The sequence below is a fragment of the Streptomyces sp. NPDC016677 genome (genome assembly GCF_055562815.1).
In genome coordinates, this window is the sequence record NZ_JBVHEO010000002.1 from 580,069 (window position 1) to 605,584 (window position 25,516).

Annotated in this window: 20 protein-coding genes and 3 pseudogenes; 13 read left to right on the forward strand and 10 right to left on the reverse strand. The window is 72.4% G+C overall.

The window, feature by feature from the left end:
- Nucleotides 1–7: 7 nt before the first annotated feature.
- From ACZ3IG_RS07940 to ACZ3IG_RS07970, 7 genes are all read left to right on the forward strand, one after another.
- Complete coding sequence (locus ACZ3IG_RS07940) at nucleotides 8–3,274, forward strand: Cof-type HAD-IIB family hydrolase (protein WP_467429980.1); 3,267 nt, start codon at nucleotides 8–10, stop codon at nucleotides 3,272–3,274.
- Nucleotides 3,271–5,361 carry a 4-alpha-glucanotransferase gene (gene malQ, locus ACZ3IG_RS07945; RefSeq protein ID WP_467429981.1) on the forward strand — a complete coding sequence of 697 codons (2,091 nt, stop codon included), beginning with the start codon at nucleotides 3,271–3,273 and terminating at the stop codon, nucleotides 5,359–5,361. Before ACZ3IG_RS07940 ends, malQ begins: the two co-directional genes overlap by 4 nt.
- Entirely contained in the window at nucleotides 5,342–6,508 is a 1,167-nt protein-coding gene (locus ACZ3IG_RS07950) for a sedoheptulose 7-phosphate cyclase (protein ID WP_467429984.1), read from the forward strand. The genes malQ and ACZ3IG_RS07950 overlap by 20 nt, the downstream gene beginning before the upstream one ends.
- The gene (locus ACZ3IG_RS07955) at nucleotides 6,505–6,879 is read left to right on the forward strand and encodes a cupin domain-containing protein (protein ID WP_467429985.1); all 375 of its coding nucleotides are present in this window, start codon (nucleotides 6,505–6,507) and stop codon (nucleotides 6,877–6,879) included. The genes ACZ3IG_RS07950 and ACZ3IG_RS07955 overlap by 4 nt, the downstream gene beginning before the upstream one ends.
- Entirely contained in the window at nucleotides 6,860–7,948 is a 1,089-nt protein-coding gene (locus ACZ3IG_RS07960; protein WP_467429987.1) for an ROK family protein, read from the forward strand. Before ACZ3IG_RS07955 ends, ACZ3IG_RS07960 begins: the two co-directional genes overlap by 20 nt.
- Entirely contained in the window at nucleotides 7,945–8,868 is a 924-nt protein-coding gene (locus ACZ3IG_RS07965) for an SDR family oxidoreductase (RefSeq protein WP_467429988.1), read from the forward strand. The genes ACZ3IG_RS07960 and ACZ3IG_RS07965 overlap by 4 nt, the downstream gene beginning before the upstream one ends.
- Before the next feature lie 400 nt (nucleotides 8,869–9,268).
- Nucleotides 9,269–9,901, forward strand: coding sequence for a GMC oxidoreductase (locus tag ACZ3IG_RS07970; protein ID WP_467430551.1), 633 nt, complete (start codon nucleotides 9,269–9,271; stop codon nucleotides 9,899–9,901).
- 165 nt (nucleotides 9,902–10,066) lie between these two features.
- Here the strand turns inward: ACZ3IG_RS07970 and ACZ3IG_RS07975 are convergent, their stop codons facing one another.
- Nucleotides 10,067–11,104 carry an amidohydrolase family protein gene (locus tag ACZ3IG_RS07975; RefSeq protein WP_467429990.1) on the reverse strand — a complete coding sequence of 346 codons (1,038 nt, stop codon included), beginning with the start codon at nucleotides 11,102–11,104 and terminating at the stop codon, nucleotides 10,067–10,069.
- A 126-nt stretch (nucleotides 11,105–11,230) separates the two neighbouring features.
- Between ACZ3IG_RS07975 and ACZ3IG_RS07980 the strand changes: the two are divergent.
- Nucleotides 11,231–11,386: pseudogene (locus ACZ3IG_RS07980) on the forward strand (TetR family transcriptional regulator); the annotation flags it as partial.
- 200 nt (nucleotides 11,387–11,586) lie between these two features.
- Here ACZ3IG_RS07980 and ACZ3IG_RS07985 read toward each other — a convergent pair.
- Entirely contained in the window at nucleotides 11,587–11,919 is a 333-nt protein-coding gene (locus tag ACZ3IG_RS07985) for a hypothetical protein (RefSeq protein WP_467430586.1), read from the reverse strand.
- Nucleotides 11,920–12,151: 232 nt separating this feature from the next.
- Here ACZ3IG_RS07985 and ACZ3IG_RS07990 point away from each other — a divergent pair, with 232 nt between their 5' ends.
- Nucleotides 12,152–13,927: an endo-1,4-beta-xylanase gene (locus ACZ3IG_RS07990; protein ID WP_467429991.1), complete on the forward strand. Its 1,776-nt coding sequence runs from the start codon at nucleotides 12,152–12,154 to the stop codon at nucleotides 13,925–13,927.
- Between the two features lie 75 nt (nucleotides 13,928–14,002).
- Here ACZ3IG_RS07990 and ACZ3IG_RS07995 read toward each other — a convergent pair.
- From ACZ3IG_RS07995 to ACZ3IG_RS08005, 3 genes and pseudogenes are all read right to left on the reverse strand, one after another.
- A pseudogene (locus ACZ3IG_RS07995) lies at nucleotides 14,003–14,248 on the reverse strand (transposase family protein); the annotation flags it as partial.
- 47 nt (nucleotides 14,249–14,295) lie between these two features.
- The gene (locus ACZ3IG_RS08000) at nucleotides 14,296–14,490 is read right to left on the reverse strand and encodes a hypothetical protein (RefSeq protein ID WP_467429993.1); all 195 of its coding nucleotides are present in this window, start codon (nucleotides 14,488–14,490) and stop codon (nucleotides 14,296–14,298) included.
- Nucleotides 14,491–14,519: 29 nt separating this feature from the next.
- Nucleotides 14,520–15,503, reverse strand: coding sequence for a quinone oxidoreductase family protein (locus tag ACZ3IG_RS08005; protein WP_467429995.1), 984 nt, complete (start codon nucleotides 15,501–15,503; stop codon nucleotides 14,520–14,522).
- Nucleotides 15,504–15,615: 112 nt separating this feature from the next.
- Here ACZ3IG_RS08005 and ACZ3IG_RS08010 point away from each other — a divergent pair, with 112 nt between their 5' ends.
- Nucleotides 15,616–16,275: a TetR/AcrR family transcriptional regulator gene (locus tag ACZ3IG_RS08010; protein WP_467429996.1), complete on the forward strand. Its 660-nt coding sequence runs from the start codon at nucleotides 15,616–15,618 to the stop codon at nucleotides 16,273–16,275.
- Nucleotides 16,276–16,315: 40 nt separating this feature from the next.
- Here ACZ3IG_RS08010 and ACZ3IG_RS08015 read toward each other — a convergent pair whose 3' ends face one another.
- The 3 genes from ACZ3IG_RS08015 to ACZ3IG_RS08025 form a co-directional block, all read right to left on the reverse strand.
- Nucleotides 16,316–16,549, reverse strand: coding sequence for a hypothetical protein (locus tag ACZ3IG_RS08015; protein ID WP_467429998.1), 234 nt, complete (start codon nucleotides 16,547–16,549; stop codon nucleotides 16,316–16,318).
- A gap of 1,074 nt (nucleotides 16,550–17,623) precedes the next feature.
- A complete protein-coding gene (locus tag ACZ3IG_RS08020; protein ID WP_467429999.1) occupies nucleotides 17,624–18,067 on the reverse strand; it encodes a hypothetical protein in 444 nt (147 codons plus the stop codon).
- A 470-nt stretch (nucleotides 18,068–18,537) separates the two neighbouring features.
- Nucleotides 18,538–18,780, reverse strand: coding sequence for a hypothetical protein (locus ACZ3IG_RS08025; protein WP_467430002.1), 243 nt, complete (start codon nucleotides 18,778–18,780; stop codon nucleotides 18,538–18,540).
- A 480-nt stretch (nucleotides 18,781–19,260) separates the two neighbouring features.
- Here ACZ3IG_RS08025 and ACZ3IG_RS08030 point away from each other — a divergent pair, with 480 nt between their 5' ends.
- From ACZ3IG_RS08030 to ACZ3IG_RS08040, 3 genes are read left to right on the forward strand one after another with little or no spacing between them, the layout of a single operon-like run.
- On the forward strand, nucleotides 19,261–20,754 hold the full coding sequence (locus tag ACZ3IG_RS08030) for an ABC1 kinase family protein (RefSeq protein WP_467430003.1): 1,494 nt from the start codon (nucleotides 19,261–19,263) through the stop codon (nucleotides 20,752–20,754).
- A gap of 57 nt (nucleotides 20,755–20,811) precedes the next feature.
- Nucleotides 20,812–21,888, forward strand: coding sequence for a polyprenyl synthetase family protein (locus tag ACZ3IG_RS08035; RefSeq protein ID WP_467430005.1), 1,077 nt, complete (start codon nucleotides 20,812–20,814; stop codon nucleotides 21,886–21,888).
- 51 nt (nucleotides 21,889–21,939) lie between these two features.
- Complete coding sequence (locus tag ACZ3IG_RS08040) at nucleotides 21,940–23,025, forward strand: terpene synthase family protein (protein ID WP_467430007.1); 1,086 nt, start codon at nucleotides 21,940–21,942, stop codon at nucleotides 23,023–23,025.
- A 123-nt stretch (nucleotides 23,026–23,148) separates the two neighbouring features.
- Here ACZ3IG_RS08040 and ACZ3IG_RS08045 read toward each other — a convergent pair.
- Nucleotides 23,149–23,412: pseudogene (locus ACZ3IG_RS08045) on the reverse strand (SAM-dependent methyltransferase); the annotation flags it as partial.
- 163 nt (nucleotides 23,413–23,575) lie between these two features.
- Nucleotides 23,576–25,474, reverse strand: coding sequence for a CASTOR/POLLUX-related putative ion channel (locus ACZ3IG_RS08050; RefSeq protein ID WP_467430009.1), 1,899 nt, complete (start codon nucleotides 25,472–25,474; stop codon nucleotides 23,576–23,578).
- Between the last annotated feature and the right edge of the window lie 42 nt (nucleotides 25,475–25,516).

Genomic DNA, 25,516 nt, shown 5'->3' on the forward strand with positions numbered 1-25,516 from the left:
CCCACGCGTGCACATCGTCACCTTCTCCTTCGAGTGCGGCGGCTTCGACAACCGGCTGATGCGCGGCGGGCTGTCCCCGCTCGTGTGGAACCTGTCCCGTGAGTACGCCGCACGCGGCCACCGCGTCTCGCTGGTCACACCCGCGCACGGTCACCTTCAGGCCCTGCGGGAGCGGTTCGACGTCCGGGAGCTCGACTACCGCGACGAGCACACGGTGCCGCTGGTGCTCGACCCCAAGGTGTGGCCCGGCCGGCCCGCCGAGACCGGTCTCGCCCTCGACACCCGCGCCCACCTGTTACGCCTGGACGGCGTGGACGTCTATCTGCTGTCCGACGCCTTCCTGGACCTGCTGCCGGACCGGCTCTACCCGCCTCCGGCCCTCGAGGGCCGGGACCTGGCGTACCTCAAGCCGCTGGTCTTCCAGGTCGGCGGCCTGCGCTTCGTCCAGCGCCACCTGGCGGACGGCCCGGCGGTCGTGCACGGCTTCGAGCCCTACTACCACTACCTGCTGCCGACGGTCCTCGCCGACGACGACCGGTTCCGGACGGTGAGCACGGTCGCCGCGAACGCCCCCGTCACGCAGAAGGTGTACCGGCCGCAGGTGGAACGGCTGCTGGAGCTCTTCGGGGTCCGCGGACCGGACCTCGACGCCCTGGACGGGTCACCGCCCGCCGAGGACTCCCCCCTGGCCACCATGGCCCGGGCGCTGGCCGGCACCCGTATGCACGTCGAGTACGGGCCGGACCACGTGGGTGTGTTCCCGCTGATCGCCGACCGCGCGGATCTGATCGACTTCGTGTCCCCCGGTCAGCGCGACCACTACGTCACCTGGCAGGACACGCCGTTCGAAACCCTGTTCCGGTCGCTGCCCGTGGCGCGGCGGCTGCGGGAACGGCCGGACCGGCTGCTGGCCGGCGGCTGCGGCATCGCGGACAGCTGGCTGGCGCGCGACCCGGAGGCCGTGGACCGGGCCGCGGTGCGCCGGTCGCTCGGTCTGACGGGCACCGGTCCGGTCTTCTACCACGCCGCCCGCTACGCGGTGCACCACAAGGGCCAGCTGGAGCTGATGCGGGCCGTGGAGGAGGTGCTGGCCGGAGATCCGGAGGTGGGTTTCGTGATCCGCTGCTCGACCGGGGGCGGCGGTGACGCGCCGGCGGCGGTCGCGAACGCCGCGTTCCAGCGGCTAGCCGACCGCTTTCCGGGACAACTCCGCCTGGAGTGGCGGCTCGCCGACGAGGACACGTTGTTCGAGCAGGCGGCGAGCGCCGACTTCTGCGTGTATCCGTCCAAGTTCGAACTGGACGGTTTCCTCATCGCCCAGGCCGAGGCGATGGCCTGCGGGGCGGTGCCGATCGCCACCGCCCAGCGGGTGACCTCCCACTTCGGGCACGGGCGGCCCCTCGACGACCCGGACGCGACGGGCTTCTCCGTGCCCGGTTCCTTCCGCGACGACGACCCGGGGCTGGCCCGGGTCCTCGCCGGGCGAATACGCGAGGCCGTGACGCTCTTCCGCACGGCACCCGGCACCTACGCCCGGCTCTCGGGCAACGCCCGGCGTCTGGGCCGCTCGTTCACCTGGGCCCGCAGCGCGGACCTGCGTCTGGCCGCCTACGAACGTCTGCTGCGCGGCGAGCGCGCGCAGCCGTCGGCCGGCGAACTGGTCGAGCGGGGCTGGCTGGAGGCGCTGCCGCCCGCCGCCCGTACCGAGCACCGTGAGCTGATCGCGCGGGCGGCGACGGAACGCGGTGACGCCACCGCCCTCGCCCGCGTTCTCGGGTGCGGCGTCGACGAACTCGCAGCGGACGACTGGGAGCGGTTGTTCACCTCGGCCCACCGCCGGGGGGACTTCACCCGCTGTGCCGAACTGGCCCGGCGGGCGGGCCGGCCGGACCTGTGGGCCCGGCAGGCGGACCGCTTCCGGCTCACCGCCGCTCCGGACGGCACGTGGCGCGTGCGGTACGCGCACGCCGAGGCGGAACGGGTCGAGCTGGTGGTCGAGGCAGCCGCGACGACGGGCGCGGCCCCCGGCCGGGCCCTGACGGCCGCCGCCCCCGCCACGCCCGCTGCCCGGGCCCCGAGCACGGCCACCGTGTCCGGGGCACCCGTGGTCACGGTTGTCGCGGACACGACTGCCGCCGGCACGGCCCGCTCGGACGTGGCTGCCCCGGACACGGGCTCCGCGGACGTCCCCTCCTCAGACCCAGCTGCCGCGGACACGACTGCCGCGGACGGTGAAGCGCGGGAAGCCGGCGCTCCGCGCCCCCCGCTGGAGTCGGTCACCGAGGTCCTCGCCTCCGACGAGCCGGCTCCCGCCTCCGGCGGTGCCGTGCTGCGGCCGCTCGCCGCCGGCGGCGACGGCGTGTTCACGGGGACACTGGACGGACCGCCCGTCGGAGGTCACGCCGTCGCCATGGTGACCCTGCGCTCCGGCCGGGTGGTCTGGGACACCGTGCCGACCCGCGCACCCGCGTTCCGGCTGGTGGCGACCGATCTCGACGGCACGCTGCTGCGCAGCGACCTGACCGTGTCGGCGCGCACCCGCCGGGCGCTGGAACGGGTGGCCGCCTCCGGCGCCCACCACCTGGTGGTCACCGGACGCCCCGCGGTGGCCTGCAGGCAGCTCCTGAACGCCCTCGACTACCGAGGGCTGGCCGTCTGCGGCCAGGGCGCGCAACTGTACGACGCCGGTGCGGACCGCCTGCTGTCCTCGGTGTCCCTGGACCGTGATCTCGCCCGCGGCGTCGTCGCGAAGGTCGAGGCCGAACTGGGCCGGGTCGAGCTCGGCGTCGTCACCTCGCCGCCGGAGAGCCGGTTCAAGGTGACCCCCGGCTTCGGGGAACGGGTCCGCCACGGCTGGGACGTGACCACCGACCCGGGCCGGCTGTGGGCGACGCCCATCGACAAACTGATCCTGCACCACCCGCACGTCGACGAGGACCGGCTGGCCGCCGTCGCACAACGGCTGACGGACGGTGAGGTGACCGTCGTGCACTCGGTCAAGGGCATGGTGGAGGTCCTGCCCGCGGGTACCGACAAGGGCACCGGTGTGGCCCGGGCCGCCGAACTGCTGGGCCTCACCGGGGCCGACACCGTCGCCTTCGGCGACATGCCCAACGACATCCCGCTGCTGGCCTGGGCCGCTCACGGCGTGGCGGTCGCCAACGCCCACCACGATCTGCGGGCCATGGCCGACGAGGTCGCCCCGGGCAACGACGAGGACGGGGTCGCCGCCGTCCTTGAACGCCTCTTCGCGCCGGAAGGGGGCCGTCCGTGACCGGCACCGCGCCCGGTTCGTCCCTGCGGGACCTGGCCCGCGCGCACGGCGTGAGCACCGAGTACGTCACCGACCGCGGTGACCGCGTCACCGTCGCCGCGGACACCCTGGTCGCGGTCCTGGCCGCGTGCGGCGTGGACGCGAGCACCCCGGACGCCGCCCGGCGGGCCCTGGCCGCCCGGCGCGCGGCGGACGCGGACAGGCTGCTTCCGCCCTGCGTGGTCGTCCGTGCCGGATCGGCCGCGGGGCTGCGGCTGCCGCCCGGCGCCGAGGCCCGCGTCGCCCTGGAGGACGGTGGCGAGAAAGCTCCGGAGGACCCGCTGCCGCCGGGCGCGCACGTCCTGCACGCCGTGGCGGGCCGGCGGCGGGCGTCCGCTCCGCTGCTGTCGGTGCCCGAGCGCATCCCCGTGCCCGAGCGGCGCGGCTGGGGCTTCCTGGTCCAGCTGTACTCGGTGCTCTCCCGCAGGTCCTGGGGCATGGGCGACCTGGCCGACCTCGCGGAGCTGGCCTCCTGGTCCGGCCGAGCGCTGGGCGCCGGCTTCGTCCAGCTGGGGCCGCTGCACGCGGTGGAGCCGGGTCCGCTGCCCGATCCGTCGCCGTACCGGCCCAGTTCGCGGCGGTTCGCGGACCCGATGCACGTCCGGGTGGAGGAGGTGCCGGAGTACCGGTACCTGGACCGGGAGGCCCGCCGCGCGGTGGACTCCTGCGCCGCCCGGGCGCGGGCCCTCAACGAGCGCGTGCTGAGCGGTGGGACGCTGATCGACCGGGAGGTGGTGCGCGCCCTCAAGTTCGAGGCGCTGCGCCATGTGTACCGGGTGCCGGCCCCGCCCGGCCGCCGTGCGGCCCTGGAGGCGTTCACCGCCCGCGAGGGCGAGGATCTGACGGACTTCGCCACCTGGTCCGCGCTGGCCGAGGTGCACGGCGGCGCCTGGCGGTCCTGGCCCGAGGGGTTGCGCGACCCGCGGTCGCCGCGGGTGGCCGAGGCGCGCGAGGAACTGGCGGAAGCCGTCGCGTTCCACCGCTGGCTGGCGTGGATCACCGACGAGCAGCTCGCCGCCGCGCAGCGCGGGGCGAAGGACGCGGGCATGGACATCGGCCTGGTGCACGACCTGGCGGTGGGCGTCGCCCCCGAGGGGGCCGACGCCTGGACGCTGCAGCACTGCCTGGCCGGCGGGATGAGCGTCGGGGCCCCACCGGACGACTTCAATCCGCTCGGTCAGGACTGGGGCCAGCCGCCCTGGCGGCCGGACGCGCTGGCCGCCGAGGGGTACCGGCCGCTGGCCGGGCTGCTGCGCGCCGGCATGCGGCACGCGGGGGCCCTGCGGGTCGACCACGTCATGGGGCTGTTCCGGTTGTGGTGGGTGCCCGAGGGCCGGCCCCCGTCCGAGGGGACCTACGTCCGCTACGACGCCGAGGCCATGCTCGGCGTGCTGCTCCTGGAGGCCCACCGGGCCGGGGTGGCGGTGATCGGCGAGGACCTCGGCACGGTGGAGCGCGGTGTCCGCGAGGAGCTGGCCGCGCGCGGCGTACTCGGCACGTCGGTACAGCGCTTCGAGTACCTGGGCGGTTCCGAGGGACGGCACGGTCCGCTGCCGCCGCGGCAGTGGCGCAGGAACTGCCTGGCCACGCTGACCACCCACGACCTGCCGACGACCACCGCATGGCTGAGCGGCGAACACGTCGACCTGCGGGCCCGGCTGGGGCTGCTGACCCGCCCGGAACCGGAGGAGAAGGCGCAGGCGGCGGCCGAGCGGGACGGCTGGCTGGCGGAGCTGCGCCGGCAGGGCCTGCTGCCCGACGCCGACGGCGAGCTGGTCGCCCTGCACCGTTTCCTGACCCGCACCCCGTCCACCCTGCTCGGGGTCTGGCTGCCGGACGCCACCGGCGACCGCAGGCCCCAGAACCTGCCCGGTACCGCTGACCTGCACCCCAACTGGAGGCTGCCGGTGGCGGACGGGCAGGGCCGGCCGGTGCCCTTGGAGGACCTGCCCGGCCATCCCCGTGTACAGGCCGTCGCCCGCGTGTTCGCCGACGGTGAACCGCACGGAACGAAGACCGAGGAGAGAGATGTCAGGCCAGGCCCTTGATCGGCTCCAGGGGGTCCGCGAGGACTCCGGAGGCTTCGACCTGCTGGCGCCGGACGGCACGCGCTACCGTGTGGACGTCACCGACGGGGTGTTCGGCCCCGGCAACCCGCTCCTCGCGGGCTATGTGGCGGGACGGCGTGTGGTGGCCTTCACCGGCCCCACGGTGGACCGTCTCTACGGCGACCGGCTGCGCGCCTACCTGGACGCCCGGCTGGAGCCGGGCAGCTGGAGCGTCCACACCATCGACAGCGGTGAACGGAACAAGACCCTCACGTCGGTGGAGCGGGTGTGCGCCGTCGCCAAGGCGTCCGGCCTGGACCGGCACGGGGTGATGCTCGCCGTGGGCGGCGGGATCGTCGCGGACGTCGTGGGCTTCGCGGCCTCGATGTACGCCCGCGGCATCCGCTACATCAAGGTCAACACCACCCTGGTGGGACAGGTGGACGTGGGCGTCGGGGTGAAGACCGGCGTCAACGCCCTGGACTCCAAGAACATGTTCGGCGCCTACCACCCCGCGCACGCCTCGCTCAACGACCCGGCCCTGCTGGCCACGCTGCCGGCGCGGGAGATCCGCTGCGGCCTCGCGGAGATCGTGAAGATGGCCGTGATCCTCGACTCCGACCTCTTCCGGGCGCTGGAGGAGCACCCGGACGCCTTCCTGCGTTCCTCCGACGGCGCGCTGGAGACGTACGTGCTGCGCACCTCGATGCGGCTGATGATGGAGGAGCTCTGCCCCAACCTCCGCGAGCACGACCTCGCCCGGCTCGTCGACTTCGGGCACACCTTCAGCCCGGTGATCGAGACGGCCGGCGGCCACCGCCTGGAACACGGCGAGGCGGTCGCCGTCGACATGGCCCTGTCGGCACATGTGGCCCGGCTGCTGGGGCTCGTCGACGCGGAGAGCTGCGCGCGCGTGGTGACGCTGCTGCGCCGCATCGGCCTCCCCGTGTTCGACCCGGCCACCTGCACGCCGGAGCTGATGACGCAGGCCCTGCACGCCTCCTGGCAGCGACGGGGACGCAAGCTGCACCTCGTCGTGCCGACCGGCATCGGCAAAGCGAGCTTCGTGGAGCGGCTGGAGGACCTGCCCGCCGACGTGCTGCGGGCCGCCCTGGACGCGCTGGCGCGCGACGGGGGCACGAAGTGACCGCCCGCGACGTGGTGAACCTCGACACGCTCCTGCGCGGCAAGGAACACGACCACGGCGGGCTGGGCACGATTCTCGCGCACCGCCTGTTCGCCCGCGCCGAAGGCGGCGTGGGAGCGGAGTTCGTCGACATCGCCGTGCTGCCGCCCGGCACGTCCATAGGGCGCCATCGGCACGCCCTGGACCGTGAGACGTACGTCGTGCTCAGCGGCAGCGGGCTGATGTACCGGGACGGAGCCGAGTTCCGCGTCGGCGCCGGGGACGTCGTCGTCAACCGCCCGTACGGCGAGCACGGCCTCGTCAACGACTCGGCCGCCGATCTGTGGCTTCTGGTCTTCGAGGAGGAGCTCCGTGACCGTCCCGCGGTCTGACCGTCTCTCCGCCGGTCCGGCGCACCGCGCGGACTCCTGGCGGCCCCACGACGTGTTCACCGTGCTCGACGTGGGAGGCACGACGCTGCGGACCGGGAGCTACGACCCGGTGACGGCGGCCGTCTCCCGCGTGCGCCGGGTGCCGGTCGAGGGCATGGCCCGCCATCCGGAGGACTCGGTGGCCGGTCTGCAGCGCCGCGTCGTGGACCAGATCGTCCACGAGGTCGGCCGGCACACCGCGGGGACGGCGCCGCGCGCCGTCGGCGTGGCCTTCGCCGGGCCGATCTCCGCCGGCGGTCTGGTGCTGGCCGCTCCCACGGTGTGGGGGCGCCGCGGTGACCCGCTGCCGCTGGGGCAGCTCCTGACGGAGCGGACCGGCGTACCGGTCGTGGTGGTCAACGACCTGACCGCCGCCGCCTGGCGCTACGCGGCGACCGAGACCGAGCCGTTCTGTCTGATCACCGTCAGTTCCGGCATCGGCAACAAGGTCTTCCGGGGCGGGGAGGTGCTGCTGGACGCGGACGGGCACGGGGGCGAACTCGGGCACTGGGTGTGCGATCCGTCCCCGGGGGCGCCGCTGTGCGACTGCGGTGCGCGCGGCCATCTCGGTGCCGTCGCCTCCGGGCGGGGGGTGCTCGCCGCGGTCCGCCGTGCGGCGGACGCCGACCCGGCTGGTTTCGCCCGGTCCCGGCTGGCCGCGCGCTGCGGCGGCCGCGCGCCCGGCATCGACAACCCGGCCGTCGCGGCCGCGGTGCGGGAGGGCGACGAGTTCACCACGCAGGTGCTGCGCGGCACCCTCACGCATCTCGCGCAGGCGATCGGGGCCGTCTTCACCTCCGTCGGGGTGTGCCGGTACATCGTGATGGGCGGCTTCGCGCTGGCGGTCGGCGAACGCTACCGGGAGCTGTTGGTGGGCGAGCTGGTGAGACTGGGGTGTTTCGGTCTGGACGCGGACGCGGTCGACGCCATGGTGTCGCTCGGCGAACCGGACGACGACCACGGCCTGATCGGTGCCGGCAGACTGCTGGCCGACCGGATGTCCCGGCCGTCCCCGGCGGGTGCACGGTGAGCGCCGGGGGCACCCTCGTCGTCGGCAGCGGTTTCGTCGGCATGGGCATCGCGCGACGGCTGGCGGCGGCCGGTGAGCCGGTCACCGTCACCTCGCGTCACCGCCCGGAGCACCTTCCGGACCTCCCGGGGTTCCGGTGGCACGCCCTGGACGCCACCGATTCCGCGGCGTGCGGCCGGCTCGTGGCCCGGCTGGACCCGCGGCGCATCGTCCTCGTGCACGGCCCGTCCGACGTCACGTGGTGCGAGGAGCACCCGGACCTGGCCGTCGCGGCGCACACCGCCGCGGCCGCCCACTTCGCCGCGCTGGCCGGGGACGCGAGGCTGCTGATGATCTCCACCGACAACGTCTTCGACGGATCCCGGCCCGACAACCCCGAGGACGCCCCGGTCTCCCCGGCCAACGCCTACGGCCGCGCGAAACTGCGGGCGGAACGGACCGTGCTCGACGCGGCGGCGGACGCGGTGGTGCTGCGGGTCAGCCTGGTCTACGGGCACGAGCCCGCGGACGCCGGCAAATGGCTCAACTTCTTCGCCGCGTGCGCGCACCGGCTGCGGCGCGGCGAGCAGGTCAGGGTGCCGCGGGACCAGTGGACGACGCCGGTCCTGGTGGACGACGTCGCGGAGGTGGCGGCGGCTCTGCTGGGCGCCGGCGCGCCCCTGCCGCCGGTCCTCCATCTGGGCGGGCCGGACCGCGTGAGCCGTGCCGCCTGGGCCTCGGTCGTCGCCGAGACGCTGGGGGCGCCCGCGCACCTGGTCGTGCCGGTGCCGCGGGCGGCCACGCGGTACGCCTCCCGGCCGGAGAACGCGTGCCTGACCGGCTCCCGTCTCGCCCGGTTGCCGGCCACCGGGGCGGTCACCGTCCGGGGCGTGCGGGAGGGCGCCCGGTACTTGGCCCCGGCGTTCACGACGGCACGCTGAACACCCCGCCCGGCACCGCGGCTGACCGCACGTCCGACAGCGTGCCGGGACACCCGGCCCGCGCGCGGCCCCCGCACACCGTGCGACCGCGCGCGTCACCCCCGCCCGGCTCGCACGACCGCCGCCGTCCGGCGGTGAGATGGTGGAGCAGACGTATGTCACGTACAGGATCGGTGAAGCGCCACGACGTCGTCGTACTCGGCGGAGGTGTGGCCGGGTGCGTACTCGCCGCCCGGCTGAGCGAGGACCCGGACCGGTCGGTCTGTCTGTCTGTCTGGTCGAGGCCGGCCGGGAGGCCCCCGCCCGTTCCCAGTCCGTGTGGTCCGCGTGGGCGGCGCCCCAGGTGTTCCAGCACCCGTTGACGCACGAGGAGCCGCCGATCGGGTTCTTCTCGGGCCCGGTGGGCCACGACCTGGCCGTGGTCCGGTGCGGGCTCGGCCTCGTCGCCAAGATGGCGGCGACGGCCGCGCTCGGGAAGCTGGTCCAGCCGCTCGGCAGCCGCCCCGCCGCTCTCACCGACGAGGAGATCAGGACCCGCACGGGCACCTACTGGCACCCGGTGGGGACCTGCGCCATGGGGCCCGCGGACGATCCGTACGCCGTGGTCGACGGGACGGGCCGGGTGCACGGGTTGTCCAACCCGCGGGTCGCCGACGCCTCCGTGCTGCCGATGGTGCCGGCGACCAACACCCAGTTGCCGGTCCTCGCCGTAGCCGAACTCCTGAGCGGCCCGGGCGGCGGAGGAGTGCCCGTACTCTGCTCGCGCTTGTCGTGCGCGAGTGATCTCCGGATGCCTGCACAATGCTGCTGCAACTCTCCGACAGGCAACGCATCGCGGACACGGACGCAGGAGACCTCAAGACGCGTCGAAATCTCCGCCGGCGTCCGCACGGCAGTCGGCCCTCCCCCGCCGCATCCCGGACGGGGCGGTGGGCAGCCTCGGTGCCGGGTTCCTCGGCAGCGCAGCCGCGAACCTCCGGATTGCACGGGTTCATTGGACGCGTCGACCGCATGTCGTCGAACGATCGTGTGACGACACGCGGGGGGCCTGCCCCAGAGCGCAGGAAGCCGCCAGGCGGGGATGGTGCGGACCGCGTTCGCCGCGGATCCGGCGTGCGCCGAGGTCCGCCCTGTTGGGGGCCGTGAGGGCCGGCAAGAGCGGGCGGTGCTGCTCCGGCCGGCCACTGTAGATGGCGCTTCAGACCGTCAGGCGCTTGGCGCGGGCGGTGAGGCGTTCCCAGTTGCGGTGGCCGATGTCGGCCTTTTGCTCGTCGGTGAAGGGCGAGTTCTCCAGGAAGGAGCGGGCTTCACCGTCGCTGGTGTCGACGTAGGGGAAGCCGCCGGGGCGGAAACCGTAGGTGAAGGGGTAGTCGGTGGAGTACAGCATCCGGTCGGTTCCCATCACTTCGGCGGTCCAGCGCAGGTAGCGGGGGCTGTTGGTGCCGCTGCCGGCGACCCAGAAGTTGTTCTTGAAGTAGTCCGCCAGGGGCTGGCGCAGGCGGCCTGCCTCGCCGAAGAAGCCGGTGTGGTCAAGGTAGAACAGCGCGACCTCGCCCCAGTGCCCGGCGATCACCTGCAGGTCTGGGAACCGGTCGAAGACCCCCGAGAAGATCATGCGCAGGTACTGGATGCCGAGGTCGTAGTACCAGCCGAGCCCGGCTCCGGCCAGCACGGGTCCCATGGGCTCGGGGAGGTAGGAGTAGTAGGCGTCAATGACGAGCTGGACCGGTGTCTGCGGGTGGAAGTGCAGCGGCACGGCCAGCCGCTCGGCCATGGCGTACAGCTCGTCGTTGTCCGGGTGGTCGGCCAGCTTGTCCCCCGTACGCCCGTAGAGCATGGCGCCGGGAAAGCCCAGCTCACACACGGCGCGCTCCAGTTCGGCCGCGGCCGCGGCCGGCGACTGGGTGGGAATCGCAGCGAACGCCTGGAAGCGGTCGGGGCGGGAGGCGACGATCTCGGCAAGCTGGTCGTTGGCCTCACGGGCCACCGCGACCGCGTCGGCCTCGGGCAGATCCTGCACACCCGGGGAGGACAAGGAGAGCACGGCGACATCGATGCCCTGGTCGTCCATGTGGGCCAGCCGCTGCTCGCCGACCTCGTGCAGATTCCTGGCGATGGGGCTGTCGCCGAAGCCGCGGGCGGGGATCTGCGGCGATCCGGCCCGCTGGTACGCGTCATAGACGGCCGGTACCACGACGGTCTCTTCCACCCCGATGATGCGCAAACGGTCGGACATGACGGTTCTCCTCATACTGATGTTTCCGCTGGAACTCTCTCCACGATACCATTGATACTATCGATGGAAACGTGATGGTGGTGCCAGTGATAGCATCCAGATTCAGGGATCGCTGTCGCTGCTTGCATGCCTGTTGAACCGACCCTCACCCAACGCGCCGCGGAGCCCAGCGCCGCCGCGCGAGGGCGGACGCGCCGCCGGATCATCGACGCCGCGACGGGCCCGCTGGAGCGCGGGGGCCGCGAGGCGGTCACCACGCGGGCGGTCGCCGATGCCGCCGGACTGCAGCCGCCGGCCCTCTACCGGCTGTTCGGCGACAAGAAGGGGCTGCTGGACGCGGTGGCCGAGCACGGATTCACCCCGTTCCTGGCAGCCAAGCAGCAGATCGGGACCCGTGGTCGAGTTCGGACTGACCAACCCCGCGCTGTACGCACTCACGTACAGCGAACCCGCCCGGTCCACGACCGTGTTCCGGACCGGCCTCACACCTCATGGACCAAATTCGCCGCATCGCCGGCGCGGGGCTCCTGCGCGTGGAAGAGGGACTCGCCGCCCAGATCGTCCACGCCACCGCCAGCCACACCGTCCTGCCCTGGCAGTCCGTCCCTGAGCCCGAGCGAGACCCCGCGCTCCTTGTCACCCCGCGCGATTCCGTGATCGTCACCATCACCACCCAGGAACCGGCTGCGGAAGAACCAGGAGCGAGCGAACCGGCTGATCAGCCGCGAACGCGCCGCCACCGAACGCGGGTTCGCCCACCCCGAGTCCTGGCGCATCCTGACCGACGTCCGCACGAACGCCCGCCACGCGACCACCCTCCTGCGGGCCCTCCTCGTCCTCGCGAACACCGGGTCCGGAGCTTTCCGGCCGTCGCTCCCGAACGGTCCTCGGCCGACGGTCCCTCACTCGCACCTGAGACACTGGCGATCAGTCACAGCGGGGCGGCGCGATCGGTTGCGCGCCGTTCTTGCCGCGGCTGGGGAGGACGCTCGGCGACGGTGTGGCTGAGGGCGGTGACGCCGTCGGAAGACGGGCCGAGGATACGGAGTGCTGCTGTTCATGCGGTTTCGAAAGAGCGCTGTCGTCGCCGTTGTGTGTGCCTTGGTCGCTGGCGTCTCGGGGGACCGTGTCGGCACCACCGCGCCCGCGGGGGGACCTGTGGAGGACCTCCTGAACGGCAGGGACTGGGCTCACTTCGCCGGCGGGAAGCCCACGCACGCGGGGGTACGGATCACACCCCTCGACCGGCGCATCACACGCCAGGACGGTACCGGCGGACAGCCCAACCCACCGGTGAACCTGCGCGGTCCTCACATGGTGTTCCGAGGGGATGTCCGGATCGAAGCCGGCCTGCGGCGCACGGATGACACGGATGCCTACCTGCATCTGTACGGTGAGACGCCGGTCATCTACGACGAATGGCGCTACGAACGGCGCGGCGTGCGCATCGGCGTGGTCGGCGGGAGGCTCCGGATCGACCGCTGGGACGGGGACTCCGACAGGCCCGCGATGACCCGGACCTTCGGGAGCGGCCTGGGGCTCGAAGTCCGCCTCGCCGTCGAAGTCCGCGCAAACAGGCTTGTGCTGGAGGCCGACGGCAGGGTCGTGGGGACCGTTCCAGCGCGGGACGTCTTCGGCAGTGGCCGCATCTGGTTCGGCGCGGATGCCGGAGTCCACGGGAAGGGCTGGACCCTCAGCGGTCTCCACGCGCGGTCACTGGGACGGGGCCGGATGTCCGTCGTGGACGCGCCTGGCCTGCGAGTGCCCCGGTCCAGCGATGCGATGCGCGATCTGGCGGCGATTCTCCCACGCCCGGTCCGTATGGGAACCGCCCTGGCCGCGGGCCCTTTGCTGACCGACAGCGCCTACCGCCGGACGGCGGGTGAGGAGTTCTCCATGCTTACGCCGGAGAACGACTTCAAGCCGCAGTTCGTCCAGCCTCGACGCGGCGTGTTCGCCTTCGCGGAAGGCGATACCTTGGTGGATTTCGCCGAGGCCAACAGGATGAAGGTGCACGGCCACACCCTCGTCTGGTTCGAAGCCCTGCCCGCGTGGATGCGCGCCGAGATGACGCACGAGCAACGCAGGCGCGTCATGGTGGAGCACATACGCGCGGTAGCGGGCCACTTCCGGGGGAAGGTCGCGGAATGGGACGTGGTGAACGAGCCCATGTCCGACGAGGATGAGGACTACTCCAACGGCAACCGGGGCGTGCGGCCACAGTTGTGGTTCGAAGCGATGGGTGAGCAGTACATCGACATCGCCTTCCGTACTGCCCGCGAGGCCGACCCGCATGCGGTGCTGTACCTCAACGAGTACGGGGTGGAGGAGGACGGTCCCCGCTGGGATGCCCTCTACGCGCTGCTGATCCGGTTGAAGGAGCGGGGCGTTCCGATCGATGGCGTCGGTTTCCAGGACCACGAGTACGCCGTCGGCGACCGTACCGACCCCGAGGTCTTCCGACGCAAGGTCCGGGCTTTGGCCGGGCTCGGCCTGAAGGCCCGGGTCTCGGAGGCGGACGTCCTCGTCGACGAGGACGAAGAGGACGTCCAGGCCCGCCAGTTGGCGGGGAAACTCGCGGTCTGCGGCGAAGAACCCAATTGCACCTCGTTCTCGACCTGGGGTTTCACCGACAAGTACGGCTCCACGGCTGACCTGCGACACTACCCACCGAGTCCGGGAAACGCTCTTCCCTGGGACGCGGCGTACGAGGCGAAACCCGCCTACTGGGCACTGCGTGACGTCCTGCACGACATTCGCCTCTCAGGTACTGGACAGGTACGGCGAACACCGCGAACGACCAGTGGAACCCTTTCATCCTGATTCCGCAGCTCGCGGAGCTGGGGGTGGGGCTGGTGCGGTCCGGGAGTGACGGACTCCTGCCGGTCAGCATCATGATCACTGCGGGGGTGGTCGTCGGTCACCCCTGGCCCCGGTGTTCGCGAGGACGAGGAGGGCCCGCAGGAGGGTGGTCGCGTGGCGGGCGTTCGTGCGGACCTTGGTCAGGGTGCGCCAGGACTTGAGGCGGGCGAACCCGTGTTCGCTGGCGGCGGGCTGGCGGCTGATCAGCCGGTTCGCTTCCTTCTCGGCATCGGTGAGTCGGTGGTTCCGGGTGGTCTTGCGGCCGGTGATGATCACGGGGTCGTGCGGCGGAAACTGGCCGGTCCGACTCCGGCACCGGACTGGAAGGTCTACCGGTCGACGAGGGCGGCGTGCGCTTCCTGGCGACGGGCCAGGACGTGCACGCCGTAACGGGACAGGCGGCCGACGGGGCCGGCTACGCGCGACCGCCGGTACAGCGGCTCGGGGTGTGCCGGGTACTCGGCGGCGAACGGGTCGGCGTCACTGATCGGTGGCGACGCGGGAACGGCTGCTGTCTGGGTCATGGCGGCTCCATGAGTAGGTCGTCGTCCGTCTACGGGACCAGAATGGCCTTGCCCACCGTCGTACGCTCCTCGAACGCCCGGTGCGCGGCAGCGGCCTCCGACAACGGCAGCACCTGGCCGATGACGGGCTTCAGCTCGCCCGCCAGCGCGAGGTCGAACGCCTCCTTCCGAAGCCGGACACCGTATTCCGGCTCGATGAAGAGGCGGGGTCCGAACCCGGTGACGGTCACACCGCGGGTGTAGAGGCTCTCCGGGTCGAACTGCGGAACCGCGCCGCTGGCCGTGCCGTAGACGACCATCCGGCCGAAGCCGAAGGCCAGCAGGTCGAAGACCTTGCGGGAGACCTCCCCACCGCTGGATTCGAAGGCCACCTGCACGCCGCCGCCCGCGATCTCGCGGACCTGCGCGTCCCAGCCCTCCTCGGTGTAGTCGAGGACGTGGTCCGCACCGAGCTCCTTGGCCAGCGCGAGCTTCCGCTCTCCGCTCGCCAGCCCGATCACCTCGGCGCCGGCCCGCTTGGCCAACTGCACCAGCAGGCTGCCGACACCGCCCGCCGCGGCGGTGACCAGGACCACGTCCTTCGGACGGATGCCGGCCACCTCCGCCACGCCGACGGCGACGACGCCCTGGCTCAGCAGCGCCAGCGCGGTCTGGCTGTCGAGCCCGTCGGGAACCGGGTTGGCCGCCGCGGCCGGCATGACGGCCAGCTCGGAGTAGCCACCGCCGGTCGCGGTGGGGCCCACGACGTTACGGCCGATCCACTCGTCGCCCACCTCGGAGCCGACCCCGATGACCTGCCCGGCGACCTCGAATCCGGGCGCGCACGGCATGGGCGGGTCGGGGAACCAGTCGAACTGCCGCATCAGGCCGGAACGGATCTGGACCTCGGAGTAACTGATCCCGGCTCCCGTGACACGGATCAGTAACTCGCCCTGGCCCGGGGCCGGATCGGGTACCTCGTCGACCTGCAGGACCTCCGGGGGTCCGTAGTCGTGAAATCGAACAGACCGCATCTGCTGTCTCCTTGAGGTGGCGGGGCCTGGCGACCGTAAGCGTACTGCCGGTCCGCTTACGGTTGCCATAGGGTACCGGCGGGGGTTCCCGATATGCCAAGGGGTGATCATCATGGGAGGCAGGGAGCGGGCGGACGCCGCGCGGAACCGCCGCACCATCCTGCTGACGGCGCGTCGGCTGATCTCCGAGAGCGGCGTCGACTACGTCTCGATGGACCACATCGCCGAGGCGGCCGGTGTCGGCAAGGCGACACTCTTCCGGCGTTTCGGCGACCGCAAGGGGTTGATCGCTGCCCTGTTCCAGCAGCTCACCGAGGAGTGGGAACCGGGAGCGCTGGAGCGGCTGGCCGACGCGGAGGTACCCGCGCGCGAGCGCGTCCTGCGCTTCGTGAGCGAGTTGTTCGACATGGTCGTGGTCCCCGGGCGGCCACTACTGCGCGCCATGGACGGGTGCGTAGGCGCCGCCGGCATGGAGCGGTACGCCACCTGGCAGGCCCAGCTCACCGACGCGATCCGCGCGGCCCGGCCGGACATCGATGCCCGGTTCATGGCGCATGTCCTGCTGAACATTCCCCGCGCGGACATGGTCGACATGCTCGTCGACACGGCAGGCATGAGTCTGGCGCAGGTGCGTGCCGGAATCCTCGCGTTGGCCGACGCTGTGCTCACCGGGGAAGTGTCGCCGGACGACGCCCGGCCGCCCATGGCCGCGGTCGCCGGCAGCGGGATGCCGGACCGCCCAGGGGTCCGCACCGACGCCGTGACCCGGTGAGCACCGCGCTCTGTGGCTCTCGGTCTGCCGGAGCGCCCGGTCAGGGTGCGGCATGCACGGTCGGGTCCCGGTACAGCGAGGTCATCACCTGACCCGGTACCAGGAATCTCGCCGCCTGAGCACCGTCCAGGCTCCGCACGGCGGCCAGCGTGGCGGGGAGGTCGTCGGTCTCGAAATCAATCAGGGGAGAGTGCTTGGTCTCGTACCACTCGTTGCATGCGCGCTCCGCGTCGGCGTGCACGTTGCAGAGCGCCGCGATGACGTACGTGGCCATGTCCTCCAACTCTCCGTAGAGGGCGGGGAGTTATCGTAGTCACTTATTCCGGCCCAGCATGTCCGCGGCAGCGGCATAGGGGTTTTCAGGGGGGGCGACCAAGAGCCACCCAGATACCAATGCCCGGCCGAACAGAGGACGAGTAAGCCTCCGACACCACCGGGTGTCGTCGAAAACCAGTGGTCGGCACAAGGGGCATTTCAAGGCCGCGTTGACACGCAGACGTTTTACACTGGCCGGACCTGGTATCGCGACGGTCGACGTCGTTCACCGGAGGCGGGGCCGCGCCGGCCGGCCCGGCCCGGCCCGGGGCGACCGTAGCGGCGGATCAGACATCGACGGCCGGCACAGCGGTGTTCGGGCCGGTCAGTGTGATGCCGGGAGGATCTGCGGTATCAGGACCTGCTGCTCCGGGGACACGACCGCCGGTTCACAGAAGAGAGTCACTGTCCGCGGCGGAGGACACTGCCTGGAGAACTTCGTCGACGACCCGGACATGAGCATGGTCATCGACCTGTCCGGGATGCGTTCGGTGTACTTCGGCACGGACATGAACGCCTTCGCCGTCGGGACCGCCCGAGGGCGAGGCGGTCCTCTCCCAGGCATACCGCACCCTCGACCCCGGCTGGGGCGTGACGGTTCCGGGCGGCTCCTGCCCGGCCGCCGGGGTCGGCGGTCACATGACCGGTGGCGGCTACGGCGTCCTGTCCCGGCAGCACGGTCCGGTCGCGGACAACCTGTACGCCGTCGAGTTCGTCGTGGCCGACGCCAACGGCAAGGCGCGGGCCGTGATCGCCACCTCCACTGTGTGTGGCGGGCCGGAGCGAACTGCGGGCGAAGCCGGGATGAACACCACCGGCAGCTCAACACCAAGCTGCCGGCGCCCGTGCGGCCCGAACCGGCGGGCAGAACCTGACAGGCTTCGTCGCGGCCTCAAGCCGCGTCCACGGACCGGCGTCCACAAAGCGCGCCGCCTCGACCGGCATCGGCACGGTCACGCCTGGCCGGCGCTCGACCAGGTCCCGGCAGACCGCCACTTCACGAGAGGTGGCGGTCGTGCGGCGTCCAGCGCCGTCAGTTGTCGTACCGCTTGAGGTAGAGCTGCTTGCCGTACTCCTGGCCCAGCCACAGCCGGCGGTCCTCCCCGAAGTCGGCGAGGTCGGGGTTGTCGAAGGTGTGCGGGTGGTCGGTGTCGCCGTTGACATGGACGACGACGCGGTCCAGGCACCACGCGGGGTCGGGGCCCACGGGCTCGAACCTCACGTAGACGGGGTAGCGGTCGAGGTCGTCGGTGTCCAGTTGCGGCCTGCGCGGGTCGTTGTAGGCGGGGTTGCGGACGTTGGCGTCCTCGCCGAGCACGAAGGTCCAGTTGTCACCGGTCCGGGTGCCGTCGGCGGTCCCGCCGGCGTCGAGTACGAACTCGCGGCCGGCGACACCCAGATAGACCCACCCCTGTGTACCCCCGTGCGGTACGTCAGCGGTACGCACATGCGCCTCGATTCTCGTGATCCTCGCCACGGGATGCCCTCCTTTTTCCCGCCGGGTTTCCCCGGCGGGCAACCTCCGGATCTTTTCGGGATTGATTCCCTGGCGCACCGAGGCGAATCCATGCCGACGTGATGATTTTCTCGTTTTCGAGCCGTTGTCGAGCTGCCGGGATACTTCTCCGCCGCCGAGACGGCGCCTTTTACGGCGTGTGACGTCAAGGGCAAGGATGAGATTATCTCCATTTGGACAGTCGGCCATGATGCGATCGTGCGACCGTAACCGCCTCGCCACGCCAGCGCGCCCCTCACGAACGCACGGCGTGCGACGGCGCGCGGATACGGTGAGGAAGGGCGCTTCGCTCGATTGAATGAAATGGATAAGGGGAGCGTTTTCAGCCGACTCCACCGGCCAGGATGAGAGAGGTCGGAAACCTGCCTGATTCCCCCTCGCCTCACCTCGCGGAAAGGGCACATCGCATGTCCCGTCGCCATTCCCGTACGTCATTCAGTCACGCGCTGCGCAATATCGTGCGCGCCACGGAGGATCTCGTGGACGACGCCCTGGACAGAGCAGGTGATTTCGAGTGCGGCCTGCGGAGTTCGGTCAGCCGGGCGCTGGACGACGACGATGATCGTGACCGTGGCCGCCGTGGCCACGACGACCGCCGCGACCGCCATGACCGCCACTGCGACGACTACGACGGCTGTGACGACGACCACGACGATGACGACGATGACGACCACGACCGGGACAGACGCCGCCGCCGTCGGCACGGACGCGGTGACGGGCGTCGGCGCGGTGACGGATCGCGGAGCCGGCTCCGACCGGACGAGGGAGAGCCCTACGCGTCCGGCCCCCGGCGGGAACCGCGGACCCGGCCGGACGACGGCCACCCGGACGAGGACCCGGACGAACTGACGGCGTTGAGGGACCAGCTGGAACTGCTCCGGGGGCGGATGGACCGGCGCTGGAGCGAGGGGGACGATCATCCGGGAGGCCGGGGCAGGGTGCCGAGGGCACGCGGGGCGGAGGACGCGGAGGCCCTGAGGGACGAGGTGGCGCGCCTGGCCGACCGTATCGACCGTATCCGCGATGCGCGCTGACCCCCCGCTCGCCCGCCCGCTGCGGTCCGGACCCGAACGGTACGAACCCGGACGGGGCGGGGCCGGACGGGGCGGGGCCGGACCGGCGAACGCGGACCGCCCGGCACGGGAGCGCGGCAGGTGAGTGCGGGCCGGGGACGCGTGCTGATGCGCGTGCTCGCCCACCTGGTCCGGCAGGAAGCGATGCCCGCCGGCCGGGCGGAGGAGGGGGCCGTACGCCGGGCCCGCAACGTCCGCCGCGCGCTGGAGAGCCTCGGGCCCTTCTATGTGAAGGTCGGCCAGATGCTGGCCACCCGGCCCGACATCGTGACCCCGCAGATGATCGACGAGTTCGAGAAACTGCAGGACGGGGCGTCGCCCGCCCCGTTCGGTGACTTCGAGCCGGTGCTCCGCGGGGAGCTGGGGCCGGGGTGGGCCCGGCGGTTCCGCGACTTCGACACCGAGCATCCCCTGGGCACCGCGTCCCTGGCCCAGGTGTACCGGGCGGAACTGCCCGGCGGCCGGCCGGTCGCGGTGAAGATCCAGCGTCCCGGTGTGCGCGAGACGGTGGAGGCGGACATGAAGCTCATGGGCTCACTGTCCCGTTTCGCCTCCCGGCGGACCTGGCGTTTCAACGAGGTCATCGACGTCGAGGCCATGCTCAACGTGGTCTTCGACGCGATGCGGCCCGAGCTGGACTTCGTGATGGAAGCCCGGAACATGACGGAGGCGGCCAAGGCGGCGGAGGACTTCGAGTACGTGGCGGTGCCCGAGGTCGTCGAGGCCACCGGACGGGTCCTGGTGCAGGGGCTCGCCCCCGGGACGCCGATCCGGGAAGCCGACAAGGACCGGTTCGACGCCGAGGAGCGCAGGGCCATCGGTCAGGACCTGCTGGCCTTCATGTACCGGGGCTACTTCGTCGACCGCATCTTCCACGCGGACCCGCACCCGGGGAACATCTTCGTGGAACCCGGCCACCCGGCCACCATGATCGACTGGGGCATGGTCGGGCGCATCGACCGGCCCATGAGCACCAGCATCCTGCTGCTCCTCCTCAACCTGGCGATGAACGACGGGGCCGGGACGGCCCGGGCCTGGGTCGACATGGGGAGCGCCACCTCGTGGGCGAACACGGCGGCGTTCGCCGGTGACATGGCCTCGCTGGTTCCGCAGATCGCCACGGCCTCCCTGGAGGAGCTGAACTTCGGGGTGACCCTCACCGCCGTGCTGCAGCACTCCACCCGCCGGGGCATCCGTACCAGCCCCATGGTCTCCATCCTGGGCAAGTCCTTCGCCAACATCGAGGGGTCCATCCGGCACCTGTGCCCGGAGCTCTCCCTCATCGACGTCTTCTCCCAGGAACTGGTCGGCATCGTCACCGACCTGGTCAAGGAGTCGCTCTCCCCGCAACAGGCGGTCCGTACGGCCCTGGAAGTGATCACGGCCGGTGCCTCCGCCCCCCAGCAACTGCGGGGAATCACCAAGGACCTGTCCAACCAGGACCTGACCATGCGCATGAACCTCAACGGCTCCCGCTCGTCCACCCGCTCCTCCGGCCTGCGCAAAGGTGCGGCGGAGGTGTCCCTCGCGCTCGCCACCACGATGCTCTGGAACCACTACGCGAAGGACCGGTGACCGGCGTGTCACCGCTCCCCGCCTGCCGGCCTGTCCGCAGGGAGGAAGCCCGCCCCCATGAGTACCGACCTAGTCCCCGCCCTCGACCTCGACGCCCTGCGCGACCGTATCGACACCGTCCTGGCGCAGAGCCTGCGCCGCCCGCCCGCCCCGGTCCCCTCCCTGCGGGGCCGGGCCGGCGAACTGACCCGGGCTCTGACCGATTTCGTCCTCGCACCCGGCAAACGCGTCCGTCCCCTGCTGTGTGTCCTCGGCTGGCACGCCGCCGGCGGCCACGGAGACGGCGAGGAGGCCCTGTGGCGCACGGCGGCGAGCCTGGAAGTCTTCCACGCCTTCGCCCTGATCCACGACGACCTCATCGACGGCAGCCCCACTCGGCGGGGCCGCCCCAGCGTGCACCGGGACTTCGCCGGCCGACACCGGTCCAGGCCGGACGCCGACACGTTCGGCACCAACGCCGCCCTCCTCCTCGGCGACCTGGCCCTGGTCTGCTCCAACGCCTTCGTCAACACCGCCGGACTGAGCGCCCGGCAGCGCGACACCGTGCTGCCGTTGCTCGACGCGATGCGCGGCGAGGTGCTCCTGGGCCAGTACATGGACCTGATGGCCACCGGACGGCCCACCGAAGACGTGGAGGAGGCGCTGACCATCGCCCGCCTGAAGACCGCCAAGTACACCGTGGAACGGCCCCTGCACCTGGGGGCCGCCCTCGCCGGTGCCGACCGGGACCTGCTCTCCCTGTGCTCCGCCTACGCGCTTCCCCTCGGGGAGGCGTTCCAGCTGCGGGACGACCTCCTCGGGGTCTTCGGCGACCCCGCCGTGACCGGTAAACCCGTCTTCGAGGACCTCCGTTCGGGCAAGGCCACCGTGCTCATGGCCCTCGCCACCCGGCGCGCCACGCCGGAGCAGCGCGGGACGCTCGACGCGCTGGTCGGCCGAGCGGACCTCGGCGAGGACGATGCCGCACGCGTCCGGCACATCCTCCAGCACACCGGCGCCCGCGCCACCGTCGAAGACATGATCACCGAACGGTACGAGCAGGCGCTGCGTGCCCTGGACGACGGTCCGCTCGCGCCCCGGATCGCCGCCGCGCTGCGGCAGATCGCGGCCCGCGTCACCGTCCGCACCGCCTGACCGCGTCCGCCGTACGGCACCGCGGCCGTCGCCGCGGCGAAAGGAGAAACGGTGGCCGGTACCGCCGTCGACACCCCGCCCTTCTACTGTCCCATCGCGTCCGCCGTCCATCCCGAGGCCGAGGAAGCCGAGCGACGCGCCCTGGCCTGGCTCGGCCGAAGCGGTCTGTGCCGCGACGACACCGACCTCGCCCGGTACGCCGGCAGCCGCAGCGCCGACTTCTACGCCCGGTTCGCCCCGGACGCCGACCTGGACCGGCTGTGGCCGGCCGCCCTGTGGGTCTACTGGGGGTTCGCCTTCGACGACGCCCGCTGCGACGAAGGCGACTACGCCGCCGACCCCGCCGCCTTCGCCACCATGGCCTTCTCGGTGCAGCGCGCCCTGGAGCTGCCCGGCCGCCTGCACTGCGCCGACCCGTACGCCGCCGTCCTGCACGAGATCGGGGAACTGTTCCGCGCGGTCGCCGGGCCCGTACAGAACCGCCGTTTCGAGCACGCCCATCGCGCCTGGCTCACCGGTGTCCAGTGGCAGATCGGCAACCGGGCCACCGGCCGCATGCCCGACCTCGACGAGTACCTCGCCATGCGTCTGCACTCGGCCGGCGGTGAACCCACCTACGCGATGCTGGAGATCGCCAACGGCCTCGACGTACCCGACCGCGAGATGGACTCGCCCGCGGTCCGCGCCCTGACCGAGATGGCCATCCTGGTCGCCTCCCTCGACAACGACCGCCACTCCCACACCAGGGAGGCCGCGCGCCACCAGACCGAGCAGAACATCGTCAACGTCCTCAGGGTCCACCACCGTTACTCGCTCCACCAGGCCGTCGACGAGGCCATCGCCCTGCGCGACGCCGTGCTGGAGCGGTTCCTCGCCCTGCGCGACCAGGTCGCCCCCCGCGCCGGCACGTCCCTGCGCCACTACCTCACCGGCCTCGGGCTCGGCATCCGCGGCAACATCGAATGGGCACTGCGCGTACCGCGCTACCTCGCTGCGGACGGCGTCACCCCCGCCGCCCGGGCCCGTGTCCCGGCCCAGGCAGCCGCCGGCCGTTGGACCGACGCGCCCCGCCCCGGCCGCCAGGACCCCAGGCGGCTGCCGTCCATCGCGTGGTGGTGGAACGACCTCCTCTTCTGACGGAACCGGGCACCCGAGCCCCACCAGTCTCGGCGCTGTCACGGCAGGGGCCTGTCCGCGGACACCCGCCGGTTGCCCGCCAAGGGCGTCGTCCGGCTCGGGCAGCGGGCCGCGTCCGTGCCGGCCGGTGAAAAGCCACCCACTCGGCGCGGTCGCGTCGAAGCCGGCGTCGGCCAGTGCTCCGGCCCAGTCCTCGCGGAGATCGGTCGGAACGGGTACGCGCGCTGCCTTCGGGGTGGCCGACAGCCCGCCGAGCACCTGCTGGTCGAACGCCGGCACTCCTTCCCTGCCGATCTCGAAGACCACCCACCCGGGCGGCCGGTCGAGCCGGAAGGCCCGCGAGTCCAGCCCCACGCCCAGCAGCACCGCTTGACGGGCGTCACCCGACAAGGGCGGCGTCCCCGCGGACCTGCCGGCACCCTCTCCGGCAGCCTGGTCCGTCCCGGCCCGGCGGCTCGCTCCGCAGGGGGCGGGCGGGCCGCCGGGCTCCGCGCGACGGGTGAACGAGACCAGCGCCTGCTCGCCTCCCCCACGCTGTCCTGGTTTCGGCTCAGTCCCTGCCGACGACGACCACTTCGTCCTCGGCCGTCCAGCGGCGTCGCTCGTCCTTGGGCGGATTGATCCGCACGCCGTAGCCGGGGCTCGTCGACGCCTCGTCGTGGCTCCGGTAGCCGATGGCGCACTCGCCGCGGTGGCGGGCCGCGGCGACGACCGTGGCGAAGGGCGTCTCGCTCCCCGGCCGCACGTAGTCGGCGGCCGGCCGCAGGCGGATCCCGGCGCCGTCGGCGGAGAACAGTTCCTCGAACACCGCCGCCAGGTGCCGGTTCTGGGAGATCTGGGCCATGAGCAGGCCGATCAGCTTGCCGCTGATGATCACGTCGGCTCCGGGACCGATGGGGGCCAGCGCCCGGTTCCGGTCGTCGATCAGTTCGGTGACGACCGGCAGTTCGCGCCCGGTCTCCTCCTCCAGCTGGCGCAGCAGCAGGAGGGTGACGAGCGTACGGGTGTCGGAGTCGGCCGACGGCCGGCCGGGAACGGGGTCCCGGCCGAGCACGATCACGCTGTCGTAGGAGTGGACGTCCAGCCGTCGCAGGGTCTCCGGACGGGTGACGTCCCCGTGGTGCAGTGTCAGGCGGAGACGGGTGTCGCTGGGTGCGCCGGCCTCGCCGACCTGGCGGACCGTCGCCTCCCCCTGGTCGGCCACCACGTCGACGGCTGATCCGGGCCGGGCGCGGCGGCGCAGCTGGTCGACTATGAGCGGAGCCCGGCGGTTCCAGCCCAGCAGGAGGACCCGCTCCGCCCGCGCGGGCGTCGCGGGGCCGGACGCCATCGCCGCCTCCTCGACCGACTCCGCGCAGTCCTCCAGGCGGACGGTGTCGTCGTCACGGGAGATGACGAGCAGCAGGTCGTCGGCGGCGATGAGCGTCTCGGGCGGCGGGCCGAGCAGCGGGGTGCCGTCCCGGACCATGCCGACGACACTCGACGTCCGGTAGGACAGCAGCGCCTCGCCGAACGGGCGGCCGGTCAGCGCGACCTCGGTGACCAGGTAGAACTCGTCGCCGGCGAAGTCGAGGAGTTCCTGGTGGACGAGGGAGAGCCCGGGGCGGCGGGCGGCCTGGACGATCAGCCGGGCGGTGACGGTGTCGCTCTCCAGGACGACACCGCCCGGTCCGGCGGCGAGCCGTGCGGCCAGACGGTACCCCTCGTCCCGGACGGCGGCGACGACGGGAGGACGGTGGTCCGCCCCGGCCAGCGCCGCCCTGAGCGCCAGCAGTGTCCTGACCACCTCGGCGTCGGCGTCGGGTTCGTCGTGGGGCAGGACGAGTACGACCCCGGCCGTGGCCGGGCTGGCCAGGGGGAGCACCGACGGGTCGGTGGTGGGGCCGCTGCGGCAGATCAGCCGCGTACGGCCGCCCGGGCCCACCCGGGTGGCCAGCGCCTCCTCCATGAGGGTCTTGTCCCGGTCGGCCAGTACCGCCACCGCCGCGCCCCGCTGGTTGGCGCCCGCGGCCACCAGCTCGCCCACCACCGTGAAGACCTGCTCCGACCACCCCAGGATCACGGCGTGGCCCTGTTCGAGCACGGTGGAGCGGCCCCGCCGCAACGCGGTGAGCCGCTCCGTGAGCGCCGTCGTGATCAGGCCGACGAGCGCCGAGACGTACAGCAGCGTGACCAGCGCGAGCAGCACCGACACCAGTACCCGCGGCGGCGTCCCCGTGGCACCGCCCAGCCGCAGTGTCTCCCCGGTGAGCTGCCAGACCCTCACCAGCCGGTCCGCCAGGGGCGCCGGCGCGTCCGGGTCGGTCCACACCAGCACCGCGCTGGCCGGGACGACGACGGCCAGGCACAGCAGCGCCATCCAGCCGACGAGCACGGCGGCACCGCGGGCCAGCGTACTGTCGAACCAGTAACGGGCCCTGTCGCCGAACGGAGTACGCCGCTGCGCCACTCTTCCCCCCTCCCCTCTCCCGCTCCTCACCCGTGACAGGCA